This is a genomic window from Spirosoma aerophilum, from assembly GCF_054782495.1.
Genome location: NZ_BAAGSJ010000013.1, coordinates 120059 through 137738 on the forward strand (window position 1 = coordinate 120059; position 17680 = coordinate 137738).

General features: G+C 45.8%; 18 protein-coding genes. 14 read left to right on the top strand and 4 right to left on the bottom strand.

Going from position 1 to position 17680, the window contains the following annotated elements:
- Positions 1-9: 9 nt before the first annotated feature.
- On the bottom strand, positions 10-1047 hold the full coding sequence (locus ACYVK4_RS12060) for a fasciclin domain-containing protein (protein WP_461127765.1): 1038 nt from the start codon (positions 1045-1047) through the stop codon (positions 10-12).
- Between the two features lie 139 nt (positions 1048-1186).
- Between ACYVK4_RS12060 and amaB the strand changes: the two genes are divergently transcribed.
- The 3 genes from amaB to ACYVK4_RS12075 all read left to right on the top strand — a co-directional run bounded on the left by amaB (position 1187) and on the right by ACYVK4_RS12075 (position 5010).
- A complete protein-coding gene (gene amaB, locus ACYVK4_RS12065) occupies positions 1187-2731 on the top strand; it encodes an L-piperidine-6-carboxylate dehydrogenase (RefSeq protein ID WP_461127766.1) in 1545 nt (514 codons plus the stop codon).
- A gap of 429 nt (positions 2732-3160) precedes the next feature.
- Positions 3161-3724: a GIY-YIG nuclease family protein gene (locus tag ACYVK4_RS12070; protein WP_461127767.1), complete on the top strand. Its 564-nt coding sequence runs from the start codon at positions 3161-3163 to the stop codon at positions 3722-3724.
- A 98-nt stretch (positions 3725-3822) separates the two neighbouring features.
- Entirely contained in the window at positions 3823-5010 is a 1188-nt protein-coding gene (locus tag ACYVK4_RS12075; protein WP_461127768.1) for a tyrosine-type recombinase/integrase, read from the top strand.
- On the opposite strand, the gene ACYVK4_RS12080 is transcribed toward ACYVK4_RS12075, so the two are convergent.
- The gene (locus ACYVK4_RS12080) at positions 4985-5242 is read right to left on the bottom strand and encodes a hypothetical protein (RefSeq protein WP_461127769.1); all 258 of its coding nucleotides are present in this window, start codon (positions 5240-5242) and stop codon (positions 4985-4987) included. The genes ACYVK4_RS12075 and ACYVK4_RS12080 overlap by 26 nt on opposite strands.
- A 322-nt stretch (positions 5243-5564) precedes the next feature.
- Between ACYVK4_RS12080 and ACYVK4_RS12085 the strand changes: the two genes are divergently transcribed.
- The 9 genes from ACYVK4_RS12085 (at position 5565) to ACYVK4_RS12125 (ending at position 12174) form a co-directional block, all read left to right on the top strand.
- Entirely contained in the window at positions 5565-6113 is a 549-nt protein-coding gene (locus ACYVK4_RS12085; protein WP_461127770.1) for an NADAR family protein, read from the top strand.
- Positions 6114-6396: 283 nt separating this feature from the next.
- Positions 6397-6582 carry a hypothetical protein gene (locus ACYVK4_RS12090; protein ID WP_461127771.1) on the top strand — a complete coding sequence of 62 codons (186 nt, stop codon included), beginning with the start codon at positions 6397-6399 and terminating at the stop codon, positions 6580-6582.
- Between the two features lie 979 nt (positions 6583-7561).
- Positions 7562-8140, top strand: a complete 579-nt coding sequence (locus tag ACYVK4_RS12095; protein ID WP_461127772.1) for a hypothetical protein — start codon at positions 7562-7564, stop codon at positions 8138-8140.
- 536 nt (positions 8141-8676) lie between these two features.
- On the top strand, positions 8677-9204 hold the full coding sequence (locus ACYVK4_RS12100; RefSeq protein WP_461127773.1) for a DUF2306 domain-containing protein: 528 nt from the start codon (positions 8677-8679) through the stop codon (positions 9202-9204).
- Between the two features lie 306 nt (positions 9205-9510).
- On the top strand, positions 9511-9759 hold the full coding sequence (locus ACYVK4_RS12105; protein ID WP_461127774.1) for a hypothetical protein: 249 nt from the start codon (positions 9511-9513) through the stop codon (positions 9757-9759).
- Positions 9760-10052: 293 nt separating this feature from the next.
- Positions 10053-10313 (top strand): hypothetical protein, encoded by a 261-nt coding sequence (locus ACYVK4_RS12110; protein ID WP_461127775.1) that lies wholly within the window; start codon positions 10053-10055, stop codon positions 10311-10313.
- A gap of 313 nt (positions 10314-10626) precedes the next feature.
- Positions 10627-10890 (top strand): hypothetical protein, encoded by a 264-nt coding sequence (locus ACYVK4_RS12115; RefSeq protein WP_461127776.1) that lies wholly within the window; start codon positions 10627-10629, stop codon positions 10888-10890.
- 372 nt (positions 10891-11262) lie between these two features.
- Positions 11263-11496: a hypothetical protein gene (locus ACYVK4_RS12120; protein WP_461127777.1), complete on the top strand. Its 234-nt coding sequence runs from the start codon at positions 11263-11265 to the stop codon at positions 11494-11496.
- Positions 11497-11580: 84 nt separating this feature from the next.
- Positions 11581-12174, top strand: a complete 594-nt coding sequence (locus ACYVK4_RS12125; RefSeq protein ID WP_461127778.1) for a hypothetical protein — start codon at positions 11581-11583, stop codon at positions 12172-12174.
- A gap of 328 nt (positions 12175-12502) precedes the next feature.
- On the opposite strand, the gene ACYVK4_RS12130 is transcribed toward ACYVK4_RS12125, so the two are convergent.
- Entirely contained in the window at positions 12503-12649 is a 147-nt protein-coding gene (locus ACYVK4_RS12130; RefSeq protein WP_461127779.1) for a hypothetical protein, read from the bottom strand.
- A gap of 1434 nt (positions 12650-14083) precedes the next feature.
- On the opposite strand from ACYVK4_RS12130, the gene ACYVK4_RS12135 reads away from it, so the two are divergent.
- On the top strand, positions 14084-15670 hold the full coding sequence (locus tag ACYVK4_RS12135) for a leucine-rich repeat domain-containing protein (protein ID WP_461127780.1): 1587 nt from the start codon (positions 14084-14086) through the stop codon (positions 15668-15670).
- Positions 15671-16949: 1279 nt separating this feature from the next.
- Here the strand turns inward: ACYVK4_RS12135 and ACYVK4_RS12140 are convergent.
- Entirely contained in the window at positions 16950-17087 is a 138-nt protein-coding gene (locus ACYVK4_RS12140) for a hypothetical protein (protein ID WP_461127781.1), read from the bottom strand.
- Between the two features lie 79 nt (positions 17088-17166).
- On the opposite strand from ACYVK4_RS12140, the gene ACYVK4_RS12145 reads away from it, so the two are divergent.
- A complete protein-coding gene (locus ACYVK4_RS12145) occupies positions 17167-17610 on the top strand; it encodes a hypothetical protein (RefSeq protein ID WP_461127782.1) in 444 nt (147 codons plus the stop codon).
- Positions 17611-17680: the final 70 nt, after the last annotated feature.

Sequence of the window (17680 nt, forward strand, 5' to 3'; positions counted from 1 at the left end):
GGATGGGTTTTATCGAAACGCATCAACACCTGTTTTAGGCATTAATACACTGTTTATGGAGTAAACAACGCCATTCGATTGCGCATTTTCCGTCCCATCGATGGTTGCCTTGTTCCCCTGTTCGTCGGTTACCGTGAGCTGTCCATTCGATTCCTGAAGCATCAGCGTCGAACCTGCCAGTGTTTTCAGGCTGGCCTTTCCGTTACCCGCCTTAATTTGGCTACTTAACGCCGAAGGGGTCATGGAACCACTTACCACATGGTAGGATAGAAGCTGTTTTAAGGAGGCCCGGTTACTGCCTTCCAGCAAGGCTCCCTGGGCTTTAGCCGACAACTTCTTGAACGCAGCATTGGTAGGCGCAAAAACCGTGTAGGGGCCGCTGCCTTTCAGGGTTTCCCATAAATCGGACGATTGCAGGGCGTTCTGAAGGGTAATGAAGTTTGGCGATGACGATACGAAATCACCAATGCTGGTGTTGCGAACGGTACTTCCTGCTTTTACGGCCGGCTCTTTACTGTTTTTTTCGCCCGACACGGCTGCGGCTGTGCCCGCATTTGAATCGGCGACGCCGGTATTTGTCGAGTAACCACTACCCGAACTGCCCGATGAACTGCGGACGGCACTGTTATTTTGTCCGTTGCTTACCTGATCAGCGGGAGTTGGCGATGCGGTGGTGCCCATCGAGTTCGGGTTGCTGCCCACGCCGGTCGGCGATGTCACTACGTTGTTACTGTTGTAGTTGGTTGTGTTGCTGTTGTTAACAGCCGTGCCAACGCTGGAAGAACTCTGCCGGTAAGCAGCATCCTGGGAGGAGGTGTTGGTCGTTGTTCCCGCGCTGCTCCCTTTCTGGTTGGTCATGCGTCGGTTCCGTTTCATGGCTCGTTTTTGTTCCCGGGAGGGTTTGGCCGGTACGGAATCCGCAGCAATGGCTCCCTGCGGATAGGTTGTTGATGTAGCTACGCCTGTCGGCGTTGTTTGTGCCAGACTGGTGGTTGCGATCAGCGCTGTTCCTAACGCTAAAAGGCTAATGGGTTGCTTGATTTTCATAACGTTGTCAGGGGATTTATCCATCAATAATAGATCATGTTTTAACCGAATAGACCACAAAAAGTTTGGTCCGGGCGTTCATAGTTTGCCCAAAGGCGGGTAGCTTTGCTTTCGTCACAACAAACCAGATAAGCCGTTTATGCAATCGATTCTTCCATTACCGACTCAACCCGTTAAGCCTGGTACCAGTACCGGCCAGCACTTCTGGCACAGCCACGATGGATCGACAGACTACAGCAGCAACAAAACAATTGATTCATACTCTCCGGCCGATGGCCAGCTCATTGCCCGTGTAACGCTCACCAGCCGGGCTGATTACGATCGGGTTGTTGAAACGGCAAAGGCCGCTTTTGCCGAGTGGCGGCTGGTGCCCGCCCCCCGACGGGGCGAAATTGTTCGGCAGATGAGTGAACAGTTTCGGCGATACAAACGCGAACTGGGTACGCTCGTCAGCTACGAAATGGGTAAGTCGCTGCAGGAAGGCCTTGGTGAGGTGCAGGAAATTATTGACATCTGCGATTTTGCCGTGGGTCAGTCCCGGCAATTGTATGGACTCTCCATGCACTCCGAGCGGCCGGCTCACCGAATGCTGGAGCAATGGCATCCACTGGGTGTCGTTGGTATCATCTCGGCCTTTAACTTTCCGGTGGCTGTCTGGTCCTGGAATGCCATGCTGGCGTGGGTCTGTGGCGATGTCTGCATCTGGAAGCCTTCTGAAAAAACACCCCTCACGGCGCTGGCCTGTCAACAGATCATTGGTGAGGTGTTACGGAACAATGATGTGCCGGAAGGCGTGTCGTGTCTGGTAACGGGCGGTCGCGATGTGGGCGAATGGCTGGCACGCGACCCGCGGGTTGCCCTTATATCGGCAACGGGCAGTACCCGCATGGGAAAAGCCGTAGCCGAAACGGTGGCCGGTCGGCTGGGTAAAACGCTGCTTGAACTGGGTGGAAACAACGCCATCATCGTTTCGGAACATGCCGACCTCGATCTGGCCATTCCGGCTATTGTATTCGGAGCCGTGGGGACCGCCGGTCAGCGGTGCACCAGCACACGCCGGGTTATTGTGCAGGAAAGTATCTATGACGATGTGAAGAACCGACTGAAAAGTGCCTATGCACAACTACGTATAGGCAATCCGTTAGATGAGTCATTTCATATGGGTCCGCTCATTGACCAGGCGGCCGTTCAGAATTACCAACTGGCGGTTTCGGAAATTCGTAATGCAGGCGGACAGTTTTTGGTTGAACCTGGATTAATTGACGGGTTGGGGTTTGAGTCGGGCTGTTACGTGAAGCCCTGTATCGCCGAAGCTGAAAACGACTGGCCGGTCGTGCAACGGGAAACGTTTGCCCCGATTCTATACCTGCTCAAATACAGTACCCTGGATGACGCCATCCGTCAACAGAATAATGTGCCCCAGGGGTTATCATCCGCCATTTTTACCCTCAACATGCGGGAAGCCGAGCGCTTTCTGGCTGTATCGGGCTCCGACTGTGGCATTGCCAACGTAAATATTGGCACATCGGGGGCCGAAATTGGCGGGGCTTTCGGGGGCGAAAAAGAAACCGGTGGCGGTCGCGAATCCGGCTCCGACGCCTGGAAAGCTTACATGCGCCGACAAACCAATACCATCAACTACGGCACAACCATGCCCTTAGCGCAAGGGATTTCATTTTTTTAGTCAGTAAGTTGGTAAGTTGGTAAGTTAGTAAGTCAGTAAGTCAGTAAGTCAGTAAGTTGTAAGTCGGTAAGTTGGTAAGTCAGTAAGTCAGTAAGTTGGTAGGTTGGTAAGTCGGTAAGTCAGTAAGTCAGTAAGTTGTAAGTAGCTGGTGCGAAAGTGAGCCATGCGTCTGCTACTTACCGACTTGGGCGAAGCCACTTACTGACTTACTGACCACTTCATTACCACTCATATACTCCCTTTTTTGGTCTCCAGGTTAGCCGTCCAGATGCTGGATGGGCGGGGTTCTTTTGTGTTATTTCTCTTAGATTCTGCTCCTTAATTTCCGTTTTTCTGTCAACTTTTTTCTGACTTTTCAAATGAAAAAAAAGCGAAAAAATATATGTATTATTAGTTGTATATAAGTATTGTTTGTATTATATTTAATACATGAAAATGACCGAAAAAACAGCCAAAAAGCACATTGATTTGGGGCAAATTCTGGATAGCGAAACGCTCTTTCAGCCTCATCCGTGCATCTATTATTTGATTGATGCCGAGAATAAAGTTGTCTTTGTTGGGCAGGCGCTCAACCTGCAGTCGCGGCTGCTGGAACACCGGATGGCCGGGGTGAACTTTGTTCGTTTTCGCTATTTTACCTGCGATGGGTCGGATCTGGATCGGCTGGAGCAGGAAGCCATTGCGCGGTTTAATCCGGCTCTTAATAAACCATCTAAACCAAAGTCGACGTCGGGGCTTTTGAGCAAGCAACTCATTTGTCTGAAGCACAACATCACGCCTGTTGCCTTCGAGCGGCTGCGGGATGCGTTCGGCTTAAAACCAGCGGGGTCGTTCGGGAACGCCCGGTTCTACAAACCTGAGGATGTAGATAGCTGGCTCAGGCGTTTCAAAGGGCTGGTCGTATCGGGGCGGCATGTGTTGCAGGACAAGCCCACGTATCTGGCCGTGGGTATCAGCAGTCGTACAAGGCAAATTCAGCTTTTTACCAAATGATCAGTAAGGGGGGGACTTTATCAGATCTATATAGTGACCGATCCAGGCTTTTTGTGTCCATGTGAAATTATTCATTGCCATAAAAAGCCTGGATTCCCATGATTACCATTCGTATAGATAACCGAGATGCTTCCCTGCTGGCAGTTTCATTTCCTGAAGATCCTACAGGTAACGACCTCATCCGTCAGGTACCGGGTCGTCGGTTTAGCCGTTCCCGCCGGTGCTGGCTGGTGGATAACACCCGTGAATCTGTCGTGAAGATTGGGCAACTATTTGGGCGGTCATACTGCCGTTTCGACGAAGCAGTGGTGCATTTGTATAAACCTGATGCTACCCCCGTCGAAATCCAACTGGCAACTACCCCAGTGTGGCCACCCGTCGGCAAGGATAATGTTCGGAAGTCGTTTCGGTATGCTCCACCTTTGCTTGCCTACGACCAGCACCCCGTTATTGTTGCTCTTTGCAACACCTTACAATTGCACCAATACAGTTATAAAACACTGAAGAATTATAAACAGGCCGTTATCGCCCTCATCAGGTATATTTCACCCGCATCAGTTGATGAACTAACTAAACAGCAGTTTCAAAAGTATCTGCTTTTTCTGATTGTGAAAAAACGGTTCAGCAGCTCTACCGTCAACGTTCATATCAACGCCTGGAAGTTTTATTGCGAGAAGGTATTGCTGCGCGACAAAGCATTTTATGACCTTGACTATCCACGTACTCCAGGCAAACTGCCCACCGTTTATAGCGTAACCGAAGTAAAAGCTATTTTCAGGGCAGCGACCAGTTTGACATACCGTACGCTGTTCCAATTGGTGTACGCAACGGGTTTGCGCTTAAATGAAGTAGCTCATCTTCGCCTGGCCGACCTTGACCGTGCCAGGCGACTTATTCATGTTCGGGCTGGTAAGGGAAAGAAAGACCGGATTGTCATGTTTAGTGTTAAGCTTGAAACTATATTGGATGTCTATCTGGCCCGCTACCAGCGTACAGAGGGGGCTACCCAAATCTATCTTTTTGAAAATTCGGAGAACCACGAACCGATCTCGAACCGAACCATTCAGATGGTTTACAGCGACACCGTACGTTTTGCCGGTATTCAAAAAAAAGGGGGCATCCATACATTAAGGCACAGTTTTGCCACTCATCTGCTTGAGTCGGGGCAGGACATTCGTACTATCCAGGTCTTGTTAGGGCACACAAGTATTCTGACAACTATGCGCTATACCCATGTTTCGGCAGACAGGATTAGTTCCTTTAAAAGCCCATTGGATGATCTTTAGATGGCTCGTCCGGGTTATGCCGTCGGAGCATCGGTCGAAGTTGCGACAGGCTGTAGAATCGGCTTTTCAGGACATACCCCTGGGTATATCGTTTCACTGCACGCTTGAGGAGTACTACTTCTCCACGTAGGTTGAAGCGGTAGAATGCCCCTGTTGCATCAAAGAAATAAGACGGGTATCCGTCTATGTCCCAAACTCGATTGACATTAACAATAACCTGCCTTGTTTTCATCTTTTTTTTGTCACTATTAATTGCAGTTAAGGGATATATTTTATTACTTGCTAGCGACCATTGCATTTGCCGGAGAATTTAGCGACTGCGGAATTAGTCATTGCTGATTGATAAGCGCTTGCAGTTCCGCAAGTTCGCGCCCATATATATGTTGGGTGGCCCGGCCAAAATGTGAGTGTAAGGCGGGTTATCGGAGACAGGGGAATCGCCCCGACAGGCCAGTTTTGAGTTTGTTAGTCCGCTTCCGGTTGACAAGCCCAGCGCCTTAGCTTAGAAACTTGACATTATTAGGTAAGTATCCTGCGACAGGAGAATAATTCCAATGACATACAGTTTAGAGTGGCTTATCGAGAATTTTGAGCGGGGAAAACGAATAAAGTACCTTTTCTTTTGGGGGCATCAAAAAAGCAAAAGCGGTGATTTAACCGCTTCTTGTTTCAGTCAGTGGTGGACTTCGCCGTTTACAGTTGACAAGGTCAAGTACAACACAGCTGAACACTGGATGATGGCTCAAAAAGCTTTGCTATTCGGTGACAAAGAAGTGTATGACAAAATCATTGTTGCCAAATCCCCAGCTGAAGCCAAAACATTGGGTAGGCAAGTGCGTAATTTTGACGAAGCTACTTGGAATGCCAAACGCTCTGAAATAGTAGTTCAAGGTAGTTTACAGAAATTTACTCAGCATCCCGACCTCAAGGAGTTTCTACTCAATACCAAAGAACGGGTGTTAGTGGAAGCTAGTCCAGTGGACAAAATTTGGGGCATTGGACTAGCCGCTGACAGCGACAAGGCAGAAAACCCAAAACGTTGGAACGGACTGAATTTGCTTGGTTTTGCCCTAATGGAAGTCAGGGACATACTTAAAAAGTAATCTCTTCATGGGTAGTTGTCTGGCGACAGGCAGCGCGTCCCCAGAGGACAGTTTTCAGCCCAACAGGCAGGGGGTGTAAAGGTTCAAGTACGTTTGTTCAGTTAAGCGACTCCCTCACCCATCAGCCCCCTGGGTCGTTGGGTGAACTAGCTAAAAAGTTGCTTCCATTTCGGGGTTCCGTGCGACAATATGAACGCCCCGGTCGGGTGTCTTTTGGGCTTCCACTTTTGGGTCTCCGCTGACAAGCTACCATCCCTCTTAAGAAAATCAAATTTTTGATTATATGAAAAGAATAGAACTCATTGGAATTGCTTTTACCCTACTTGTCGGCATTGCCAGCCTATGTGCTATTGTCTATTACAAACCCGATCTCCTAATTACCTCGCTATGGGGCTATGGTGGAGTTAGTTGCATTTATTACGGGGTCAAAAACATTGTAGCTTTTCAACAAAAGAGAGAAACGGAATAAAAAACGGTTTTTGTTTTGTGCGCGCTCCGCGGGGGTTGGCCTCTGGCGACAAACAGGATGCACGTCTCGAAGGAGGGTTTGCAGCCCAACCACCACCGTGTTCTAGCGAACAAGCCCCCAACAAATGCAATGTTTCTGTTGGTTGATTATCAGTACGTTAAAAACATTGCATACATCCAAACAGGGGTGTAAAGGTTCAAGTGGCTTGTGTTCAGGTCAGTTGCTCAATCACCATCAACACCCGTTGGCGTTGGGTGAGAGTCCATGATGGGCGTTCAAGGCAGGGTTGTGGGTGACAAGTAGGGCGGTTCGACAGGCCAGCGTTTGGCTTTCATTTCGGCGTTTCGTGCGACAAGTTAAACGACCCCGTTGGGCAGGTTTGAGCTTTCAGTTGGGGGGGGCGGCTGACACGAGAAACACCCCGACAGGCAAGGCGTATTAACAGATGTCAGATTTAATTCTACACTAAAAAACACTTTACAATGAATAAATGGATTTCCTTACTCTTAACCATCGGTTTTGCAATTGCAGGGATTGTTGCCTTTAGGTTAGCTGCGCCGATGACCGAACCGAGCGAAGCGACTACTTACACTGTGTTACGACTTGGCGGACTAGTCTGTATGATAATAGCCGCCTATTCACTGCGTACATACTTTAAGCAAAGTCGTAGTTAATCTCGCTCCGCGTGGGGTCGCTTTCGGGCGACAGGCCGCCCGTCCCGCAGGCGAGTCGACAGCCCAACATAATGAGTGTGTAAAGGTGCAAGTGCGTGAGTTCAGTCAAGTTATGCCCTCACCATCAACACTCATTGGCGTTGGGTGAACCGGCCAAGTCGGTGGGTACTTCACGTAACGGTCGACAGGTTAACTAATTGATAGTGAACGATATTTAGCTGGTTTGCCACGCATTTGTTGACAGGTTAATACTCTTTCGATAGCATGTTTTTTGATAGTGGATTATTAAGTAAAACCCTCGTACAATGATCTCTGAGAAGGACATATCAAAAGCTCTACAAATCATCCTATACACAGCTTTTCTTGTATTTGTGCTGTTTTATGAGCTTCCGAAAGTACTTGATGAACAGTTGAACACGGCAAATGCAAAGTTCTCTTACAAAGAAATTAGCAACCTTTTTGAGATTTTAGGCGTCGTACTTTCTTCGTATACTTTATTAATATCGTTTCGTTCTCGTTGGCTACTCAAACTCATTTTACAGGATGATTTTATAGACGGTAGTTATGAAGGACATTCTTACGAAGAAAACAATACGAATAGACAGATTGAAGTATTCAATATTAAACAGACTTTGATAAGTACTACTATTCATGGTCAATCATTTAAGAACGAAAATTTTTATTCTTCCTGGCAAGGAAAACTAATTGAGTATACAAACAGTGAATACAAATTCTTGGTACACCTAAATACTCCAAATCGGAATAATGCCCTAGAGTATCTCGTGCTATCAATTCAAGGCGATCAATGTAATGGTTTTGGTATACTCATTGAAGGTGGAACTCGAACTCCATCTGTTATAGAAGCTAAGCTTAAATCGGCTTAACATCTGGGGACAGAACGCTGACAACACGTTTCGGCCGACACAGGAACGTACCTGAGTGCTACGGTTTGACAGCCTCGGTTTGTCTGCTTTGGCCTCTCTCGGCTTAATCGGATTGTGTGTTGTTGGTCAGCTTTGCAGGGGCCACTCGCGTTGGACAGGAAACTGTCCGGCTAGCCTAACCCGCACCCAACGTGGGCAAAGGTGTAAAGGTAGCAACGTGCCTGAGTTTGATCTATCTTGCTTCATCCATCAGCCTTTGCGGTCGTTGGGTGTTCGCTTATCAAGTATTTATTTGCCAGCTTGCGGGCGACAGGAAGCGGGCTGCAGAGGTCAGGTTTTGGCTTTAAAGTCCAGCGTCTGGGCGACAGGAAGCAACCCGCAGAAGTCAAGTTTTTTGCTCGTTCGGCGGGTTGCGGTTGACACAAGAATCAGTTTGACAGACAACGTTTTATGGCGGCTTCTTGGCGACAAGCAACACGTCCCGACAGTCAGGGTCTCAGTCTGATATGAAATTGTAAGCTTTTAAAAAATCATATATGAACACGCTGGTAGGAGATAATATTGGATTGACACACCTTATCTCAGGAATCTTTGCGCTTGTCTTTGGGCTTGCTGTACTTGTCATGAAAAAAGGCACCCAATTGCATCGGAAAGTTGGATATGCCTATGCGATAAGTATGCTAATCTTGATTGTTAGCTCTTTCGGAGTTTATCGCCTGTTTGGGAGATTTGGGTTTTTTCATGTCTTGTCGTTGGTTTCTACTTTTTCACTGGTGGCTGGTATGTTGCCGATGTTCCAGAAACAAAGAACGCCCAGTCATTATGAGACTCATTTCAAACGGATGTATTTTTCCGTTGTCGGTTTATATGCTGCGTTCGCTGCTGAAAGTTTTGTGAGGATTCCTAAGTTCGGTAGCTTCTGGCAAGCGGTGGCCTGGGGTTGTGTGTTGATCTTCGTCGTCTGTTTTGTCGGTTTCATACGTATGAAACCTGTTTGGTCGGCCAAATTTGGGAAAGGTCGCGCTCAGCCTGGCATAGCCGCAGCTCCGCCATCTACCCTCTGAAAAACAAAGCGTTGGTGGTTCGCTCCGCATGGGCGTGTCTCCGGCGACAGGCAGCACGCCCCCGAAGGCAAGGCGTTCAGCCCAACGTGGGCAGGGGTGTAAAGGCTCGCTACACTCCCCATCAACCCCTGCGGGCGTTGGGTGAACCAGCCATAAAGTGCTTGCAAGGCAGCTTCCAGGCGACAGGTTACAGGCCAGAGAGGTTAGGTTTCTTGCTGTTTCGGCGGGTTTCGGTTGACACGAGAAACACCTCGGTTTGGTGAATTCAGGCTTGCAAAGTGGTTGAGTAACCATTAAAATATTCCGATGGCTGAAGTTCCTTTAAAGCCAATTGACGATTGGCAAGCTATTAACGACGAAATATCTATCACGCTGTTGGAAGAGATGCTTCTAAACTTGGATAATGATGAATTACTGGAAATAAATGGCGAAGCAATCGAGAAAAGGTACAGAAAACCAACGGGAACAGTCCTGGATTACATTTTCCATGAGGCCATTTTGACCAGTAAGGATTTGCTTACCGAATTGAAGAAGGACACGGTGATATATCTTTGAAAACTGTTTGTTTGGCTTTGCTTGGGCGGCTGTCCGGTGACAGGCAACACGTCCCCGCTGGAAAGTTGGCAGCCCAACAAGCAGGGGGGGTAAAGGTGCAAGCGGCTTGTGATCAGTCAATTTGCGTCCTCATCCATCAGCCTTCTGGGGCGTTGGGTGAACCGGCCATGCTGGGAGTCAAAGGCGGGTCACGGGCGACAGGTTTCACGGCTCAAAAGATTAGCTTTTGGCTCGTTAGGCGGGTTGTGGCTGACAGGGGAACGCCCCGGTAAGGCAGAAAAACTAGTAATCTAATGAAACGACTAAACTTGCGACAATTTGTAATTCGCTACAGCTCTTTGTTGGTGGTGGCGTTCGCGTTCTTACTCATTTCACAAAATTGGGAGATACTCGCCAAGGGCTACTACCAAAAACCAATTTTACTCAGAGGCTTGGGCGGTCTAACACTGTCGGTGCTAAGTGTTGAGTTAGTCGTGCTTTTTAGTGCTTCGTTGGTGATTGGAATTGGAGCAACATTCATGATGTGGATGTTCTACCAAACCCGAACCGACTGAAAGACTTTCTAATGTATCGGTTCCGTGCGTTTGTGTCCGCTCCGCACAGACAGGCTTCCGCTGACAGGCAGCTCGTCCCGCAGGCAGCTCGCAGCCCAACAGAATGAGTGTGTAAAGGTGCAAATACATTTGTTCAGTTGAGGGGCTCGCCCACCATCAACACTCATGGGTGTTGGGTGAACCGGCCAGGATAGGAGTTATATGCAGGTTACCTGCGACAGGGTGCACGGCTTAATAAGCAGCCTTTGGGCTCGTGAGTCGGGTTCCGGCTGACACCAGAAACGCCCCAATAGGAGAACCAAAATATTCAAGAATGGAAGTTGAGTTGATTGAATGTAACGAACATGGAAGCTTACCAATAGCATTTGTCTGTCAACATTTGTTTCACGGTGAGCATTTGGGCTTTCATCAAGGCTACGACGAAGATGATGAACCGACGTTATCAGGCTGGTGTGACAAATGTGAGGAAGTAAGAGCAAAAGACCATGAATGGAATGATGATAACATGGCTTTTGCCGCAATAAAATTGGTATGTTCAAAGTGCTTTGAAAACATAAAGACTATCAATTTGCAGTAACAATCGGACCGTGCTTAGTTGTGCGCTCCGCGTGGGCAGGCACCCGCTGACAAGAAGCCCGTCCCGCAGGACAGTCGGCAGCCCAACATGATGAGTGTGTAAAGGTCGAAAGTACGTGCGTTCAGTTGAGTTATGTGCCCACCATCAACACTCATGGGTGTTAAGTGAACCAAACAAAAAATAGAAGTCAAAGGCGAGTTACCTGCGACAGTATTTACGTCTTATTAGGAAAGTTTTTCATTTATTAGTCGACTTGTGGTTGACAAGTCAAACGTCTAACTAGGAGGCCTGCCCAGATTTATTTTAATTATTAAGTCATTGAGCTTGGTGCTCAATTTTTAATTTATTTTAACCGTAACTCCAACTTTACTCATGATTCTGCTCGCTATTCTCATTCCTGGTCTCTCTTTTATATTGAGAGGAAAGTTCATCTCTGGTATTGTCGCTCTTCTTCTTCAAGTTTTAGCCGTCTTTACTTTTCTAATATTCGGTTTAGGCTTTTTCATTTGGCTTGGTACAGCCGCTTGGGCAGTTATTTCATATAACAACGGAAAGGCTGAAAAACGAAATAAAGAATTAATATCAGCTTTGAAAAGTCAACAATAAAACCAAGCTTAGCCTTAATTTTATTAGGGGTTATTGTAAAAATAATATTGGTTTTTTTTATAATATTTTTAGTCAAATTTTACTATGGTTTTCAATAATAAATTTTATTCCTTAGGAATAGTAGTTTTCTTAATCTTGATAATTTCTTCTTGCAGTTCTAAGGAAACTGAAATAACGTCTGATGAAACGGTTCTAGTTAATTCAGCCATTCCTTCAAATTATTTAGTTGGAACTTATCCCGTGACTTTTATTGGATGGACCACTCCTTCGCTGATAGGTCAATTGGAAGGGGTGAAGCCTAAGTATTCTGATGCGAATGCGTTTAGCTCTTCAATCTATACGTTAACTCCAATGACCAGTCGTTACAACTTAATTGTTGAGCATGGGTTGAGTCAAGACTCTATTCGGGTGTATATTGATGGTTTAGGTCGGGGCCCTGTATTTACTCATAAGTTTCTAGGGGCATACAAAGTGTCTACACCATATCAAGCCGTTTACTTGGTTCAGGATAAATATTATGGGTTAGACTTCTCTCTGAAAGGCACGAGCCAAACTAATCTTGCAATTGCTCTAACTCGTCGGGACTTCACTGATCGTACAGAATTTTCTTTAAATCTTGTAACGAAAGAAGCAGGCTTTTTTTCTACTCGTAACTCATTAGGAATAGTTAAACATTAAAAAACATATTAACTGTTTTAGTATTCAATTTGTCATGACAAGGGTTAGCTTCCCGTCGACAAAGAGCTTGTCCCGCAGGCGAGTCGGCAGCCCAACCAAACAGGTGTGTAAAGGTGCAAATGACTCGTGTTCAGGAAAGTCGTCTAATCACCATCAACCCCTGTGGGTGTTGGGTGGCCCGGCCAAGATGGGCTTACTAGGGGCGTTACCTGCGACAGTTTTCGCGTCTCATTAGGCAAGCATTAGGCTCGTTAGGTAGCCTCCGGTCGACAGGCCAGCCGCCCCAGGGGTTTACTTTGACCGGGGTAGGCGGGTTTCGGTCGACAAGTCAACCGCCCCACAAGGATAGTTGGGCAAAGCGGATGAGGTGCGTGGTTGAGCCGGTTCGCCGGTGCGATTCGCCCGTCGGTATAAAAATCGGATTGTGCGTTGTTGTCCGCTCCGCGTGGGGTCGCTTTCCGTCGACAGGCAGCACGTCCCGCAGGGAAGAGGCAGCCCAACCAAACGGGTGTGTGAAGGTGCAGGTACGTTTGTTCAGTGGAGTTGTGCGCTCACCATCAACACTCAGGGGGGGGTGGGTTCATAGCACAATCATAGGAGTTCAAGGCGGGTTACCGGCGACAGGTTGCATGTCCCAGCGGTCAAGTTTTTAGGCTCGCTGGTCAGGTTTCGGTTGACAGAGGGAAGGCTAGGTTGGACAAGTTTATAAAAACAAATCGTTTGGCTTTCGGTCGACAAGCTGAAGGTCTCAACTGGTCAAGTGGTAGAAAAAACTCGGTCGAAAACGCCAACAAAGACATAGAGCTATGGGAACGACTTTTGTTGTAGTGTTGATCATTTTGGCCGCTGGCTTGGGGGCCAGAGCCCTCAAAAAACGCAATCCTTTATTGTAATCAGGTTTCGACCGTTGGTGCTGAAATCGGAAAGTGCGTTGCTGTCCGCTCTGCGTGGGATAGCTCACCAGCGACAGGGCGCACGTCCCGAAGGAGAGTCAGCAGCCCAACAGGATGAGTGTGTAAAGGTGCCAATTGCTCGCATTCAGTTAAGTGACTCGCCCACCATCAGCCCCTGTGGGCGTTGAGTGCATAGCCAAAATGGGCGTGCAAGTCGGGTCACCAGCGACAGGGTTCACGGCTCGACAGGCAGGTTTTAGGCTCGCTAGGCGGGTTACCTGTGACAGCTTGTAGGTCTCATGCGTAAGCTTTGGGCTCGTTAGTCAAGTTCCAGTTGACAAGGCGCACGTCATGGCAAGAATAAATTTAGAAAACCACTGAAAACCTTTTAAGTCTTTGTAGTGATGAATAAATTATTTTTTGGACTCTTTATTTTGACTTGTCACCGAAGCGCAGCTCAAATGATGACAGGTAGACCAGTATTACCTGATACGTCTAAACACTCATCTATACTGATTGCGCCAGTAAAGCCAGTCTCGCTCAATGTTTATCCAAAGCTTACACCTAACAAAACAATTCGAACTTTGGGATGGGTTGGATTAGGACTTATGATGGTGAGTACTTCGGTTGTTCGACAAAATAGAGAATTAGGGCAAGGAGTGTTTTTAACAGGCGTTGCTATGGGACCCACTGCCCTAAGTTTGGCCATTCGGAATCGGAAGTTACAGCGTCAACGTTCCGTGCGTGGGGTAGCTTCCCGCTGACAGGGAGCCCGCCCCAGAGGGGTGTTTGGTAGCCCAACATGACGGGTGTGTAAAGGTTCAAGTGGTTCGTGTTCAGGTGACTAATTCGCTCACCATCAACATCTTTGCGTTGGGTGCAACATATAAAGTAGTGTCTGTATTTCCGGAATGCGGGCGACAGGTTAAGGGTCGCAGCGGTCAGGTTTGGATCATTTGGCAGCTTTCGGATGACAGATTGACGTACAAGTAAATTGAAATCAAGGAGCAATAGTCATGAGAAATGTAGAAATTATTTTATGCCTACTAGTAATTGCACTTTTTGGCTGTAAGAGGGAAGACATTGAAAGTAAACCCATAGAGCCTTTTACCGTTAATGCCGTCTTAGAACCGAACGGTAAATACGTAAAAGTTAGTTGGGTTCCTACGAGCTACTCTGGTGGAAATGTTCTAAACTACCGCTTAATTGGTGTTGATACAGTTTATATTTCACCATCCGACTTTGATTTTAATAGTGGGACGTATTCATATATATTGAAAAATATTCCTTTTAACACTGAACTGAATGGTAAAGTAATAGCGTGTGACTCGAAAGGTAACTGTGCTGAATCGTCGTTTAAAGTTAGAACGTCAGCAGAAATAAAAATTGCAGACAATGTTCTTGAAAACTTCTTGATTGCAAAAGGGATAGATAAAGATGGAAAAATCGATGGGCTAATTAGTAAAGCTGACGCTGACAAAGTTGTTAACCTTATGCTTGTAGCTTTCAATGATGAGTTAAAAGGTCTACAAGATTTGAGTGGAATTGAACTGTTTCCAAACCTTGAAACTTTATACATCTATGCCAATAACTTGAAGTATGTTGATTTGTCATTTAATACAAAATTAAAATCTTTAAGAATAACGGATGCATCCATCGACAGAATTAATCTGTCTAAGAATTTACTACTTGAAAATCTTGACTTATCAGGAAATGAAAGACTTAAGGAAATAGATATTACAAAAAATCTAAAATTGAAGCGCTTTTTCTTTGGAGGATGTGCCGTTACAAAAATAGATATTTCTAAAAATATTTTAATAGAAGATTTGGGGTTTGATTTGGCTCTGAACGATATAGATTTATCAAAAAATGTAGAACTCAAAAATATTGGCAGATCATCTTATCAAACGACAATTGAAAATCTATCGTATGGATTAGGTAATAATACCCAATCAGGTAGTTTCAATCTAAAAAAAATAGACTTTCAAGCTAATAAAAAACTTGAAAAAATATATTTGGATGGTTTGACTCGTTCTGACAATAATTTATTGATAGAAGTGAACTTATCAAATTGCCTGGAATTGAAAGAACTCGATATGATGAACTGTTCTTTCAACACAATTGATCTTAGTAAAAATATAAATCTTGAACTATTGAATCTTAATAATTCAAAGCTTACCTCAATTAATTTAACTTCTAACACCAAATTAAAATATGTTAGAATAGAGAAAAACTCTTTGGAAAGAATAAACGCTGAGAAACTGAACGAATTAGTTTTATTGGATGTATCTCAGAATAATATTTCAGAAATCATACTGCCCAAAAGTCTTAAATCTTCGCTTTATCTTAATCTTTCTAAAAATAAAGTAAAGAATTTAGATTTGGCAAACACTACGTCGTTATTCGGATTAGAATGTGAGGAAAATAGTATAGATAATATAGACATATCAAGGGTTCGAGATATAGAAAATTTCAGATTATATTGTAGTAAAAACCCTAACCTAAAAACCGTATGCGTTTCTGATGTAGAAAAAGCAAAAAAAGCCTCTTATACATATAAATGGAGAGTAGATTCACAAACAGAAGTAAAAAAATGTAATTGACTTTAAAGTTTCTTTGATATTGTGTTGGTTATTTTTGACCCCGGCAACAGGAAGCGAACAGAAACGTGGAGGTTTTTTGCACGTCAGCAGTTCGGGCGACAGGCAGTAACCCGTAGGGCAACGGTCAACCGGTTTGGATGTTCATGTTGGTGTTTTAGCGCTGCCTGGGCCGCTTTGGTCGACGTGAAGCGGGCAGCGAGGTTAGGTGGGCAGCCTAACATCCCATGTATGTAAATGTCTCGCACGCTCGTCATCAGCTCTTGTGGTTGTTGGGTGGCCCATCTAAGTATATTCTCGGGGCGGCTTCGTGCGACAGACAGCGCGGCTCAGAAGTTAAGATTTAAGTATTCATTTCCCAACCTCGGCTGACAGAGTAAACGCCCCACGGGTTTGGCTTTGGTTGGTTAGGCAGGTTCCGCTTGACAACGCGAACTCCTACTTGGATTGCTACACCACAGTAATTATCTTCTACTTCCTTGCCGATATGCCTGATTCTTTTTCGTCTAAATCATCCTCAGAAATAAGCTTAGAAAGGCTTCAATCCCGAGCGAACCTACTCAAAGCACTTATCTATTTATCTGCAATCTTTATAATTGCGACCATAGGGTATGCTCTTTACCGGCTTGTATCTCACCAAGTCGATTCCATCAGTGAGTTGATAGGCAGAAACAGTTTATCACTGGCTGGGTTTGGGGCTTGCCTACTTCTGTCTACTTCTGTCTTAAAAAAGACTAAAGCCGAAATAAACGCACGGGAGGAGAGAAAAACCAACAATTAACCTTGTTAGGGTCGTGTTGTGGGCGACAGGCCGCCCTAGGGGTCAGGTATTTGTTTAATCGGCAGGTTACGGCTAACAAAATGAACGCCCTGGTTATGCAAGTTTGGGCTTCCATTTTCAGATTGTGTATCACAGTGGGTATTACACTGATTGGTAGAACAACAATAACCGCTTCCGTGAATAAAACACGCACTACTTCAAATTTATAACTTCCATGAAGATCACAAATTCGGTTGTCATCTTATTGTAGTCATTCTGAGTTTGTTAATTCTGTATATGATGGTTGTCAGTACGTACTCATGGCTGCTTCGACTCAGTTCGCTTGGGGTATTGACCTTGATCGGTATGACAGTGCGGTCATTGTCTAAAAAAACAGGAGAAACACATGTAGAGTAATCCGCTCCGCGTGGGCGGCTGTCTGCCGATGGTTAATACGCCCCCGTAAGACGGTTTTGCAGCCCAACATGATGAGTGTGTAAAGGGGCAGATATGTGTGTTCAGTCAAGTGGCTCCCCCACCATCAACACTCATGGTCGTTGGGTGAGGGTCCATTAAATGCGTGAGTGCAAACGTTCCGGCGACAGGCAGCACTTTCCTGAGGTAAAGCTTCTTGCTCGTTTGGCAGGTTACGGGTGACACGAGAATCTATTTAGTTAGGTGCGTTCGACAATAGTTGGGCATGTTTTCTCTGACAAGTAAACTTTGACGAATAGGGGTTATGAAACAGTTGGTAATGTTTTTTCTACTTTTTATCAGCAATGGTCCTTCTGCTGCGGTCTGTGATTGCCTAATGACTCCAGTCGAGAATCATTTTGAAAGTACTAAATACATCATTACTGGCACCGTTGTTGATTTATTAGATACCGAACAAGAGAAAGAATATCAGTTAATAAAAGTGCCTAACACAGCCTCGCGCGTTAAGATTGAAGTGATGGATAATTTCAAAGGGCCTCTTACAAAAGGACAGACCATTGAGATTGATTCAGATTTTAGTAATTGTTCACTCTCCTTTGTAGACAAGTCCTCCTATTTGCTCTTTATCGAAGAGCGTGATGGGAAGTATTACAATCGTTCTTGTTCCTATAGTGATCGGCTAGAAGTAGCACAACAAACGCTAACAAAACTGAAAAAGTGGGTAACACAACGTCAAAAGCATAAGTAAGTCAATGGTTATTGTGTATTGTATCGCTCTGCGTGGGACAATTACCGCTGACAAGACGCTCGTCCTAAAA

Bases quoted from the DNA above. Each gene is read 5' to 3' on its own strand.
- ACYVK4_RS12100 (WP_461127773.1), top strand. From the start codon at position 8,677: ATGAACACGCTGGTAGGAGATAATATTGGATTGACACACCTTATCTCA.
- ACYVK4_RS12060 (WP_461127765.1), bottom strand. From the start codon at position 1,047: ATGAAAATCAAGCAACCCATTAGCCTTTTAGCGTTAGGAACAGCGCTG.
- ACYVK4_RS12120 (WP_461127777.1), top strand. From the start codon at position 11,263: ATGATTCTGCTCGCTATTCTCATTCCTGGTCTCTCTTTTATATTGAGA.
- ACYVK4_RS12115 (WP_461127776.1), top strand. From the start codon at position 10,627: ATGGAAGTTGAGTTGATTGAATGTAACGAACATGGAAGCTTACCAATA.
- ACYVK4_RS12075 (WP_461127768.1), top strand. From the start codon at position 3,823: ATGATTACCATTCGTATAGATAACCGAGATGCTTCCCTGCTGGCAGTT.
- ACYVK4_RS12090 (WP_461127771.1), top strand. From the start codon at position 6,397: ATGAAAAGAATAGAACTCATTGGAATTGCTTTTACCCTACTTGTCGGC.
- ACYVK4_RS12085 (WP_461127770.1), top strand. From the start codon at position 5,565: ATGACATACAGTTTAGAGTGGCTTATCGAGAATTTTGAGCGGGGAAAA.
- ACYVK4_RS12125 (WP_461127778.1), top strand. From the start codon at position 11,581: ATGGTTTTCAATAATAAATTTTATTCCTTAGGAATAGTAGTTTTCTTA.
- ACYVK4_RS12070 (WP_461127767.1), top strand. From the start codon at position 3,161: ATGAAAATGACCGAAAAAACAGCCAAAAAGCACATTGATTTGGGGCAA.
- ACYVK4_RS12110 (WP_461127775.1), top strand. From the start codon at position 10,053: ATGAAACGACTAAACTTGCGACAATTTGTAATTCGCTACAGCTCTTTG.
- ACYVK4_RS12105 (WP_461127774.1), top strand. From the start codon at position 9,511: ATGGCTGAAGTTCCTTTAAAGCCAATTGACGATTGGCAAGCTATTAAC.
- ACYVK4_RS12135 (WP_461127780.1), top strand. From the start codon at position 14,084: ATGAGAAATGTAGAAATTATTTTATGCCTACTAGTAATTGCACTTTTT.
- amaB (WP_461127766.1), top strand. From the start codon at position 1,187: ATGCAATCGATTCTTCCATTACCGACTCAACCCGTTAAGCCTGGTACC.
- ACYVK4_RS12095 (WP_461127772.1), top strand. From the start codon at position 7,562: ATGATCTCTGAGAAGGACATATCAAAAGCTCTACAAATCATCCTATAC.
- ACYVK4_RS12080 (WP_461127769.1), bottom strand. From the start codon at position 5,242: ATGAAAACAAGGCAGGTTATTGTTAATGTCAATCGAGTTTGGGACATA.
- ACYVK4_RS12145 (WP_461127782.1), top strand. From the start codon at position 17,167: ATGAAACAGTTGGTAATGTTTTTTCTACTTTTTATCAGCAATGGTCCT.